The 11319-nt window shown below is 45.3% G+C and carries 12 protein-coding genes; 6 read left to right on the top strand and 6 right to left on the bottom strand.

Going from position 1 to position 11319, the window contains the following annotated elements; genetic code table 11:
- Nucleotides 1-22: 22 nt before the first annotated feature.
- Together QUB66_RS15070 and QUB66_RS15065 are read right to left on the bottom strand one after the other, a co-directional pair.
- Entirely contained in the window at nt 23-343 is a 321-nt protein-coding gene (locus QUB66_RS15070; protein WP_265235590.1) for a 2Fe-2S iron-sulfur cluster-binding protein, read from the bottom strand.
- A gap of 129 nt (nt 344-472) precedes the next feature.
- Nucleotides 473-1120 carry an RNA polymerase sigma factor gene (locus QUB66_RS15065; protein ID WP_265235640.1) on the bottom strand — a complete coding sequence of 216 codons (648 nt, stop codon included), beginning with the start codon at nt 1118-1120 and terminating at the stop codon, nt 473-475.
- Between the two features lie 199 nt (nt 1121-1319).
- Here QUB66_RS15065 and QUB66_RS15060 point away from each other — a divergent pair, with 199 nt between their 5' ends.
- Together QUB66_RS15060 and QUB66_RS15055 are read left to right on the top strand one after the other, a co-directional pair.
- The gene (locus tag QUB66_RS15060; protein ID WP_332967361.1) at nt 1320-1592 is read left to right on the top strand and encodes a hypothetical protein; all 273 of its coding nucleotides are present in this window, start codon (nt 1320-1322) and stop codon (nt 1590-1592) included.
- Nucleotides 1582-1809 carry a hypothetical protein gene (locus QUB66_RS15055; RefSeq protein WP_332967359.1) on the top strand — a complete coding sequence of 76 codons (228 nt, stop codon included), beginning with the start codon at nt 1582-1584 and terminating at the stop codon, nt 1807-1809. Before QUB66_RS15060 ends, QUB66_RS15055 begins: the two co-directional genes overlap by 11 nt.
- A gap of 163 nt (nt 1810-1972) precedes the next feature.
- Here the strand turns inward: QUB66_RS15055 and QUB66_RS15050 are convergent, their stop codons facing one another.
- Complete coding sequence (locus QUB66_RS15050) at nt 1973-5707, bottom strand: hydantoinase B/oxoprolinase family protein (protein WP_332967358.1); 3735 nt, start codon at nt 5705-5707, stop codon at nt 1973-1975.
- A 230-nt stretch (nt 5708-5937) separates the two neighbouring features.
- Nucleotides 5938-6789 (bottom strand): M20/M25/M40 family metallo-hydrolase, encoded by an 852-nt coding sequence (locus QUB66_RS15045; RefSeq protein ID WP_332967356.1) that lies wholly within the window; start codon nt 6787-6789, stop codon nt 5938-5940.
- Between the two features lie 47 nt (nt 6790-6836).
- Here QUB66_RS15045 and QUB66_RS15040 point away from each other — a divergent pair, with 47 nt between their 5' ends.
- The 3 genes from QUB66_RS15040 to QUB66_RS15030 all read left to right on the top strand — a co-directional run bounded on the left by QUB66_RS15040 (nt 6837) and on the right by QUB66_RS15030 (nt 8866).
- The gene (locus QUB66_RS15040) at nt 6837-8078 is read left to right on the top strand and encodes an AAA family ATPase (RefSeq protein WP_332967355.1); all 1242 of its coding nucleotides are present in this window, start codon (nt 6837-6839) and stop codon (nt 8076-8078) included.
- A gap of 81 nt (nt 8079-8159) precedes the next feature.
- Complete coding sequence (locus tag QUB66_RS15035; protein WP_332967353.1) at nt 8160-8450, top strand: hypothetical protein; 291 nt, start codon at nt 8160-8162, stop codon at nt 8448-8450.
- On the top strand, nt 8447-8866 hold the full coding sequence (locus QUB66_RS15030; protein WP_332967351.1) for a type II toxin-antitoxin system VapC family toxin: 420 nt from the start codon (nt 8447-8449) through the stop codon (nt 8864-8866). Before QUB66_RS15035 ends, QUB66_RS15030 begins: the two co-directional genes overlap by 4 nt.
- A gap of 13 nt (nt 8867-8879) precedes the next feature.
- Here QUB66_RS15030 and QUB66_RS15025 read toward each other — a convergent pair whose 3' ends face one another.
- Complete coding sequence (locus QUB66_RS15025; RefSeq protein WP_332967350.1) at nt 8880-9950, bottom strand: DMT family transporter; 1071 nt, start codon at nt 9948-9950, stop codon at nt 8880-8882.
- Between the two features lie 215 nt (nt 9951-10165).
- Complete coding sequence (locus QUB66_RS15020; protein WP_332967349.1) at nt 10166-10357, bottom strand: hypothetical protein; 192 nt, start codon at nt 10355-10357, stop codon at nt 10166-10168.
- Nucleotides 10358-10373: 16 nt separating this feature from the next.
- Here QUB66_RS15020 and sppA point away from each other — a divergent pair, with 16 nt between their 5' ends.
- Nucleotides 10374-11192 (top strand): signal peptide peptidase SppA, encoded by an 819-nt coding sequence (gene sppA / locus QUB66_RS15015; protein WP_332967348.1) that lies wholly within the window; start codon nt 10374-10376, stop codon nt 11190-11192.
- Nucleotides 11193-11319 lie beyond the last annotated feature (127 nt).

Genomic DNA, 11319 nt, shown 5'->3' with positions numbered 1-11319 from the left:
CTCAAAAATAAACCACTTTGCATTACTTAAAATAAAGAGCTGCTTGATATAAAACTTGTTCTTGATGAGTTAACAAAGTGCAATCAGAAAGCGGGTAAGCAACACAAGTAACAGCGTAGCCAGCTTGCAATTCTGAGGGCTTCAAAAACTTTTGTTCGCTTTGGTCGATTTCACCGCTGAGCAGTTTGACAACGCAAGCAGAACACTCTCCTTGCTTGCATCCATTGGGCAAGCGGATGCCGGCTGCTTCTGCCATATCTAAGATATACTGGTCGTCCGGTACGGCGATCGTGCGATCGAGGGCGATCGCTTCATTCACTAGCCGAACTTGATAAACTGCCATTTCCACCTCTTATATTATGTCTGAGTTTGAGTTTCAGGAGTCGGCGGTTGAAACCGCTACTACACAAACGAAGTCCGCCTCCGCGGACTGAAGAATAATTGGTATTAGCGAATTTATCGGATACAACATTTAGACCAGTGCTTGTTGATATTCGAGATGTTCATCTAGATAAATAGCGCGAATATCCTCCGGCAAATTTGATTCTAAAGTTTGATATCCTTTTTGGAGCAAAGCCTTGACTTGAGCGGGCGAAATTGCTTCACCTTCTGCTTGCAAATAAGCTGCGATTCGAGTTTCGCTCCAGCGGAAAGTCTGAGCCATCAACACGACTAAACGCGGCAGTGGCGCTAACAATTCTAAGGCTTGTCTGACGTAACACCAGAGGGGAGGTGAAGCGGATTGCAGAGAGTAGTGAATCGACTCTACAGGGGGCAATTCGGCTTGATTGATGCAGATAGCGGTGACATTAATCAGCCAGTTTTGGAGGCTGAGATTGTCGCCATCAGAGTCTGGCATTTCGTGGCGCAAATCGAGGCCTCGGAGCTCGTGATAGATGTGCAGCCAAGTGTGGGCGAACAGGTAATCGCCTTGTACGGGCGATCGCACGGAATGGCGGATCAGGGAGTGGACAATTTGAGCGTAGCGGCAAAAAATTGCCGTGAAGAAGCGCCCTTGATCGGGATGGTTTTGAAACAAAGTCAATAATTCGCGATCGCTGTGGTGGAACAGGGATTTGACCACAGGATGGTTTAGTTCGGAAAAAACAGGTGTTTGCACAATTGTTCTGGAACGGTTGTGGGAATAAATGCTGGTGCAGCATGATTCTACACGATTTGTCGATCGACATTCCAGATTTGAGGGCGATTTTTTAGCGGTACGATGCCCGCAGATCGGTATTCCTGGCATTTTGCCGGTGTTTGAAGATAGTATATAATGTGAATCCGCGCGATCGAGCTTTTCACAGAGCAGAAAAGTTATGAAAAACTCAGGCTATATTACTCCCAATCAACAAGAACCCGTACCAGAAAAACCTGTAGCGGTTGATGACGGTCAATTAAGAGCGATCGCCTACAGTATGGATGCTCTGATTCCCGGTTTTTATGCTTGGTTTGGCCCGCTTAAAATCCGTCTTGGTGGCAGTGAAGCGGAAGAAACATATCCGGGAACAATTCACAGTTTTGCTGGCCTAGGGCTAGTATTGTCAGACTATCGAATCTATACCACTTATCAGGGGAGTTATGACCCTTGACAAGCACACAATTCAAGGTGTTTCGCCAATTCTATCTAAAACTTTGCCTGTAGCTGACTTTGAACAACTGATGTTCAATGCAGGTTACACTCGTATTGGCTCAGCTCCAGCAAAAGGCAGTAGAATTAAATTTTGGTGGAGTCATCCGACTTTTCCTAGAGTCGAGTCTATCTACAGTTCTGACCTAAAAACTGCCATAACTGCTTACCATGTTTAGTGATTCGCAGCGTTTACAGTGCATACCTTATATCATGTCAGGCAAATGACAATAACAATGACAGTTCGATCGTTTGGACTTCAGTCCACAGCTTGAGAACGGACTGAAGTCCGCATTAAAAACCAATCTTATTGCGGTCAATCGATCGGACATGATATTACTACTAAATAAAACCATAACCGCCGCCACCCGGAGTCTCAATTACAAACACATCCCCAGCCTGCATTTCCACACTCGCCGTACTCCCCAACTCCTCAACATTTCCATCAAATCTCTCAACATAATTCCGCCCAACTTTCCCCGATTCACCCCCATGCAAACCGCAGGGAGAAATCACCCGCCGCCCCGATAAAATTCCAGCCGTCATATCCTCCAGAAACCGCACTCGCCGCACCACTCCATTACCCCCGCGATGAGCTCCATTCCCGCCGCTATTAGCCCGGATTGCAAAACTTTCTAACAACACCGGAAACCGCCATTCCAACACTTCTGGATCGGTTAAACGCGAATTAGTCATGTGAGTTTGCACCGCATCAGTACCGTCAAAACTTGCACCAGCACCCGAACCGCCGCAAATTGTTTCATAATATTGATAGCGGTTATTTCCAAAGGTGAAATTATTCATAGTGCCCTGGGAAGATGCGCTCGCCCCCAGCGCACAATACAAAGCATCCGTAATATTCTGCGACGTTTCCACATTTCCCGCCACCACAGCCGCCGGATAGCGTGGATTCAGCATACAGCCTGCTGGATTGATGATTTCCAGAGGTTTCAAACAGCCCGCATTCAGGGGGATATCGTCATCTACCAAAGTGCGGAAAACATACAATACAGCCGCTTTACACACCGCCGCGGGAGCATTAAAATTGTTAAATTGCTGAGAAGATGTGCCAGTAAAATCTATTTTTGCACGGCGCGCCGACTTGTTAATTGTAATAGCTACCTTAATCTGTCCGCCACTATCCATAGGATAAGTAAACTCGCCATCTTTCAAAACCTCAATTACGCGCCGCACCGATTCTTCAGCATTATCTTGCACAAAGCCCATATAAGCTTGTACCGTTTCTAAGCCGTAATGTTCAACCATCTTGAGAAGTTCTGCTACACCGCGATTGTTTGCAGCAACTTGAGCTTGCAAATCCGCGATATTTTGTGCGACATTGCGAACCGGAAAATCTCCGGCTGTGAGAGTTTCTAGTAATTCTGATTCTCTAAAATTCCCCTCGCTAACTAGCTGGAAATTGTCAAATAATACGCCTTCTTCAGTTACTATTTTACTATGCGGAGGCATGGAACCGGGAGTAATGCCGCCGATGTCGGCGTGGTGTCCCCGCGAGGCTACATAAAACAAAGGAAGGGAGGAAGAATTATCAAATACGGGAGTAATTGCGGTGATATCTGGTAAATGCGTGCCGCCGTTGTAGGGATTGTTAGAAACATAAACATCCCCAGGTTTAATTGTATGACTTTGTGCTAAAATTAAAGCTTCTACGCTTTCGCTCATTGAACCTAGATGCACGGGAATGTGCGGCGCGTTGGCAACTAATTGCCCGTTTTGGTCGAATACTGCACAGGAAAAGTCGAGGCGTTCTTTGATGTTGACGGATGAACTTGTATTTTGTAATGTAACGCCCATTTGTTCGGCGATCGCCCGAAATAAGTTATTAAAGATTTCCAGCAAAACTGGATCTGATTTAACCGCAGATAAACGCGAATTAACGCGGATGCGATCTGCGTCTATCTCCGTGGATCTGCGGTTCAAAATTAAATCGTTATTTTCCGTGATCGTCGCTTCCCATCCAGGCTCTATAATATTAGTTCCAGTTGCTTCTACGATCGCAGCAGGGCCGCTAATGCAGTCGCCCGATCGCAAATCTTCCCTCCGATAAACAGGCGTTTCCCGCCACTCACCAGCAACATACATTTGCACGGTAGAGATTGGCTGCTGGGCGATCGCTTCCGCATCACGAGAATTAGCAACTGTCGATTCATCCGGCACATTCATGGTTTCTACAACTTCCACCGAAACCGCCTCAACAATCAGCGATTTTTCCCGCATAATAAAATTGTATCGCTGTCGGTGCAATGCTTCAAACTCAGCCTGCATCTCCTCAAGATTTACCGCAAAATTTACCAGCAAAACCGCATCACTTCCTTGATATTTTAGATGTAGCTTCCTAATAACTAAAACCTCTTTCTCTTCCTCTGTGCCCTCTGCGCCTCTGCGGTTCAATTCCCTCTTTCCCTCCGCCTCCAATTGCGCTAAAATATCCTGTAAATCACCAATTAATTCACCAGTTAATAATTCCTCGATCGCCCTTTCGCGCATAACCCGCACATCAGCCAAACCCATACCGTAGGCGGATAAAACCCCCGCGTAGGGGTGAATAAACACCCGTTTCATGCCCAAACAATCGGCGATCGCACAAGCGTGTTGGCCACCAGCGCCGCCGAAACAGCACAATGTATACTCCGAAACATCATAACCGCGCTGAAGCGAGATTTTTTTCACCGCATTAGCCATCTTTTCCACCGCGATCGCCAAAAAACCCTCCGCCACCTGTTCCGGTGTCTTCTCGCCCCCAATTTCCCCCGCTAACTGCACGAATTTTTGCTTGACTACCTCAGTGGCGATCGGCAAATCTCCCTGCAATCCAAACACTTTCGGAAAAAAATCCGGTTGAATTGTCCCCAACATCACATTACAATCAGTCACCGTCAAAGGCCCACCCTTCCGATAGCAAGCCGGGCCTGGATTAGCGCCCGCAGACTCCGGCCCGACGCGGTAGCGCGCCCCGTCAAAAAACACAACGGAACCGCCACCGGCTGCTACAGTGTGAATTGCCATCACGGGCGATCGCAATCTCACTCCAGCAATTTCCGTCTCAAATTCCCGTTCGTATTCGCCGTTAAAATGGGCAACATCTGTCGAAGTTCCGCCCATATCAAAGGTAATAATTTTGTCGAAACCTGCCTTTTTACTGGTTTGAACTGCACCGACAATTCCCCCAGCAGGCCCGGATAAAATACTATTTTTTCCGTGGAATTGGGCGGCATCTACTAAGCCGCCGTTTGACTGCATAAACATTAATTTTGGGGATTGGGGATTGGGGATTGGGGATTGGGCATTGGGCATTGATAATCCCTCATTCCGAGGATCTACCTCAATTAACTCACTGGTGACTTGTTCGACATAACGGCGTAAAATCGGAGATAAATAAGCATCGACAACTGTGGTATCTCCCCGCGAAACTAATTTCATTAAAGGGCTGACTTCGTGAGATACTGAAATTTGAGTAAAGCCAATTTCTTTGGCTATTTGAGCAACTTGTTTTTCGTGTTCCGAGTAGCGGTAGCCGTGCATAAAGACGATCGCACAACTGCGAATTCCCTCATCATAAGCTTGCTGCAAAGATGGGATAAAATCCAAATTCACAGCCATTAATTCTTCACCTTGGGCGCTGTAGCGTTCTGCAACTTCGATCGCGCGATCGTAAAGCATTTCTGGTAAAATAATGTGGCGGGCAAAGATATTCGGGCGGTTTTGATAGCCAATTCTCAGCGCATCGCCGAAACCCTTAGTAATTAGCAGAATAGTGCGATCGCCCTTACGTTCCAGTAAAGCATTTGTCGCCACCGTCGTACCCATTTTAATCGCAGCAATCTCCCCCACCGGGATCGATTCCCCCGCCGCAATCCCCAAAATATCGCGAATTCCTTGCACTGCTGCATCCGTGTAGCGATCGGGATTTTCCGACAGCAGCTTGTGAATAACTAACTTACCATCGGGCTTTTGGGCTACTATATCGGTAAAAGTGCCGCCGCGATCGATCCAAAATTGCCAGGAAGTGCGATCGGGAAAATCAGCATTCAGATTTTTATGATGGATGTTTTGCATGAATTTTTGATAGATAAGTCAACCGCAGATGAAAGGCAGATGGACACAGATTAACGCAGATAATTTTAAGTTATACCAATTAAAAAAACATTGCTACAAAAAATAAATTAGAGGTTTTTACCTGTAGGGACACGGCACTGCCGTATCCGGTAATTTATGATTCTGATAGATAATTTATATACGATTAATAACCGTAGCAACAATTGGTCAAATGGTATTAAATAAAACTACTATCTAATGTTTTTAATCGCCTCAACCAAACCCCGACAAACACCCGCAAGAAAATCCAAATCCAAAGTCTCAATCTTATCACTCGCTTGATGATAATGCGGATTCCGCATATTAGCCGTATCCGTCACCATAATAGCCGGATAACCATTATCCCAAAAAGGAGCGTGATCGCTGCGGCGAGTATCCGGTACAATTAAACCTCGATTCGGCACCGGCAACCACTCGCAAGGCTGACCAGATTTGCGAATATTCCCGCTCAAAGTAATCATATCGCGAACAGTCCGCAAGTTCCCAATTAAAGCAATAAAATTGCCAATATTCGGATAAAAATATTTTAGTCCCGCCGGGTAGCTTTGGGAGTTGGGAGTGCGATCGCAATAACCCAACATTTCCAAAGAAATCATCAACCGAATTGACTGTTTCTGTTGCTTGTATTTAGCTGCATAATGCTTGCTTCCCCAACAACCAGCTTCTTCCATATCGAAGGCAACTAATTGTACTGGATATTTGAGCGGCTGAAGTGCGATCGCCCTAGCCAATTCCAGCAACACAGCCACACCCGTAGCATTATCATCAGCCCCAGCCGTCCCCGGCACAGTATCATAATGAGCGCCTATTATAATCGGCAGCAACCCCTGCTTCGTCCTCTTTTCGGAGGGGGGTAAATCCAAGATAAAATTGTGATGAATTCGCCCGCGCACCGCAAAATTGTCGATTTCTACAGTTCCCCACTGTCCCAATTGTTCGCGGAGGTATTGCTGCACGTAGAAATGCCCTGCAGAGGCTAAGTAAGGATTGCGATCGCGTACAATTTGAATTAGATGGCTGTGCAGGCGTTCTTTGAGCTCCATGCGATCGCAGATACAATGAGTACACTAAGATTATATGGGATTGAATTATGATTGGAGAAGTCAGAATCGAAAATTACAAGTCTATTCAAAAGCTGAAGCTGGAATTAGGACGAGTCACCGTATTGATTGGGGAAAATGGCTGCGGTAAGAGCAATATTTTGGAGGCGATCGCCCTGGCTTCTGCGGCGGCGAGTGATAAACTTGATAACGAGTTCCTAGCTGCACGGGGGGTTCGGGTGACAGAACCTCGATTTATGCGATCGGCTTTTGAAAGGAAAAATTTGGTTAAAAATATCAAAATTGATATTAAAGAAAACCAAGGAGAAAACTTTAGTTATCTTTTACACAATGATAACTATCCCTATTCAGACTGGGAAAATAAAATTTTATCTGCTAAGGCAATTTATTTAAAAAATCTTGTTTCTTACTCTAGGCAAAGACAAAATGTTATATCTACAAACCAAAAAAACAAACCTGAGAAAGTAAGTTTAGAAGCCTTTAAAAAAAGTATAAAAGCATTAGAAGGAGGATTAGAAGACGAATTAGAAGCAGGATTAAATCCCAAAACAGTACAAGAACTCTTGTTGTTGTTAGGATCAATAAACAGAATGTTTTCCCCGGATCATTTAATTGACTTCACAATTTACTCTCCGGAAAACCAAGCATTACGAACTTTTGAAAAAGAAGGACAGATTCAACCATTAGGCATTAATGGTGAAGGCTTGTTTAAACTTATAAATGTTTTGAATGCAGAGCAAAACCAAGATAAACTTAATCAAATCAAAGAAAAGTTGCGATTGATAGATTGGTTTAAAGATTTTGAAGTTCCTCAAAATCTATCAGCAATGCAAACTTCTCTCCAAATCACAGATAGATACTTAGATGCAGATTTAAGTTACTTTGACCAAAGAAGCTCGAATGAAGGCTTTTTATTTTTACTGTTTTACTTTACCTTGTTCATCAGCGAACTCACGCCTAAATTTTTTGCAATAGATAACATTGACGCTTCTCTCAACCCTCGATTATGTCGCAGATTAATCGAAGAATTAGTCGAACTAGCAAAAAAGAACGATAAACAAGTCATCTTTACAACTCACAACCCGGCAGTTTTGGATGGTTTGGATTTAGATGATGACGAACAGCGCCTGTTTGTGATCTACCGCAGCCAATTAGGGCATACTAAAGCAATACGCATTCTCAAACCTGAACCTTTGGAGGGACAAGAATCTGTATCATTATCAGAGGCATTTTTGAGAGGCTATATCGGCGGACTTCCTAAGAATTTTTAATATGATTAGTTTTGGATTGATTACAGAGGGACTTCCCAAATTTTTATGTCGTATAATAGAGACAAAACTTAGGAGATTAGTATGCAAGCATACAAACTTAGAGGTAAAATCGATGCAACTGGCAATTTGGTAGCTTTGGAACCCGTGGATATGCCGCCCGGAGATGTGGAAATCATCGTTTGGCCGGTGGCTAATGCGGTTGTCAGTTCCCCAGAGTTAGTAGTTGAGTCGCAGGAAGCAAATCCTAAAAGAAAAGTGACAACTAAAATCAAGGCTTTGCAAGCCTGGTTTGAGAATACTCAGCCTGTCCCGCCTGACTTCGATGCAGAGGAAGCTAGATGGGAAGCTTTGAAGGAGAAACACAATCTATGAAAATCTTGCTAGATACTAACATCATCTTAGATATCGCCCTTGAACGACAGCAATTTTTTGATGAAAGCGAACAAGTTTTGTCCTTTGTTGAACAGGGACAACTAGAAGGCTATATTTCAGCCTCTACTTTTGGCGACCTTTACTACATCATACGCAAAGTTAAAAGTCGAGATTCAACGCTTGAATTTTTGAGACATATAGCCACATTTTGTCAAGTCGCGACAGTCGATAACTCTGCTATTTCAATGGCATTAACCTCCAATTTCAAGGATTTTGAAGATGCGATTCAGTACAGCACTGCCGTAGTCAATCAAATTGATGCCATTGTCACCCGCAACCCGCGAGATTTTCCGGTGACTATTCCTCGAATTGTAACTCCAAATCAGTTAATTCAAGAGTTAACCAATTCTCCCTAAATTTCCCCAATCCCTAAACCTCAGATTCCAATTCTGTAGCCCGTAATTTCACTGGAAATTCAACCTTCTTCAACTCGGACGACTCTAATAACTGCACTTTTTCCTCAGAATTAGCTTCACCATTCCGCCCTTTTCCCAACTTCTCAGCCAAAGTATCCCGCTGGTTGATCAAATAAATACTCACCAACGTCAGCCCTACTCCCATCGATTGCAGCGGATTCAACACCTCACCCAAGAACAAATTGCCGAACAGCAAAGCAAAAACTGGGGTAAGAAAGGTAAGAGAACTTAAACTTGTCAGACTGCCGCTAGAAGCAAAATAAAAGAATAAACCGTAGGCGATCGCACTTCCGAACACTGTAGAATAACCTAAAGCCATCCAACCAGAAAAATCGATATTCACAAACTGCTCCGACTCAGTAGCCGCCGACATCGCCAACAACGGCAAACCGCCTAAAATCATGTGCCAGCCCGTCGCCACAATCGGGTCAACATAACGGCAAACCCAGCGCACCAAAACCGTACCCACAGCCATCGACAAAGCCGCCAACAGCATCAACCATTCCCCGCCCTCAAACACACTTTCGATACCCGCAGAAACCTGCGCGCTTTCAGGATGAAACAGCCCCAAAATAAAGCCATCTGGCAACCCAATTAAACTGATGCCGATAACGCCGATTGCTAGTCCCAACCAGCCCCAAAAACCGATTTTTTCTTGAAACAGCCACAAACACAAAATCGCCACTGCTAGCGGTTGAGAATCAATCATCACCGAGCCCAAACCCGCACCGGTTCTCGCCAAACCTTCGGCTAAAAAGCCTTGAAACAAAGTACCGTCCACCAAAGCAAACAACGAAATCCACAGCCAAGCCTTCCAACCCTGTGGTTGCTTTTTTCCCATCAATGCCGCCGCCAGCAACACCAACACGCCCGCAGGTAATAAACGCACGACAGCCACAAACAGCGGTGTCGTTTGTGGCATCACCCCTTTCATCGCTACCATCGCGGTTCCCCACAGGAAAAACGGCGCGATTAGCAACAGCGGCGCAAAGGGCAGTTTAGAATCGGTAATTTTTAGCTGCATGGCGGGACTCCAAATAATTGATGAGAGTGGCTCTCACGGGAATGATGTAGATTTGTTAAGCAATTTTTACAATTATAGATCGAAGGTGGGTTAAGTGCGATCGACCGATCGGCAAGAAACCGGGTTTTTTCACCCAGATATTTCCCTCAAACCGTTAATATCGCTAAAAAACCCGGTTTCTTTAGTCTCATCGAGTAGCCAGAAACCGGGTTATTTCACCCAAATATTCGCTTTAAACCGTTAATATCGCTAAAAAACCCGGTTTCTTGAGTCTCACGAGTTCCCGTCTTCCCTCTTCCCGTCTTCCGTCTTCCCTCTTCCCTCTTCCTTCTTCCCTCTTCCTTCTTCCCTCTTCCTTCTTCCTTCAGATGAGTCACACTATAGTTAGCTACAAAAAATCGTAACATTGCCTGTAAACTGCCCATGATTTGGCCATTCAAGCCCCGCTACCGCAAACAAATCGCCCGTATCGAAGTCACCGGCGCGATCGCCGGAGAAACCCGCAAACGAGTCCTAGAAGCTCTCAAAATCGTTGAAGAACGCAAATTTCCCGCCTTGCTGCTGCGGATAGACAGCCCCGGCGGCACAGTCGGGGATTCCCAGGAAATTTACAGCGCGCTCAAGCGTTTGCAAGAAAAAATCAAAATAGTCGCCAGTTTCGGCAATATTTCAGCTTCTGGCGGAGTCTATATCGGCATGGGAGCTCACCATATCGTTTCCAATCCCGGTACAATTACCGGCAGCATTGGCGTGATTATCCGGGGTAACAACCTAGAAGGGCTGTTAGAAAAAGTCGGCGTTTCTTTTCAGGTGATTAAATCGGGGCCGTATAAAGATATCTTGGCATTCGATCGACAATTAACTGATTCCGAACAGCAAATTCTGCAAGACTTAATCGACACCACCTACCAGCAATTCGTCGAAACCGTCGCCGAAGCCCGGAAACTCCCAGTTGAAAAAGTCAAAACCTTTGCCGACGGTCGCATTTTTAGCGGTCAGCAAGCCTTAGAATTGGGTGTAGTCGATCGACTTGGAACCGAAGAGGACGCTCGCCGCTGGACAGCCGAACTCGCAGGCCTAGACCCCGAAAAAACTGAATGCTGCACCCTAGAAAAAGCCAAACCTTTCCTAAATCGGGTCTTGGGGAGTAGTCTGGATACATCCGGGCTTTCAGCTTACAAAAACTTGCTGGAATTCGAGCTTTCTACTAGCGGTTTACCGCTGTGGCTGTATCGCCCGTGATTTAATAGTCAGTTGGCAGTTGGCGGTTGGCAGTAGTCAGTTGGCAGTTGGCAGTTGGCAGTTGGCAGTAGTCAGTTGGCAGTGGTAATTGGTAATTGGTAATTGCAACTAACAACTAACAACTAAC

The organism is Microcoleus sp. A2-C3 (genome assembly GCF_036706065.1).
Taxonomy (GTDB): domain Bacteria; phylum Cyanobacteriota; class Cyanobacteriia; order Cyanobacteriales; family Microcoleaceae; genus Microcoleus.
This window is presented reverse-complemented; position numbering and strand designations above follow the sequence as displayed.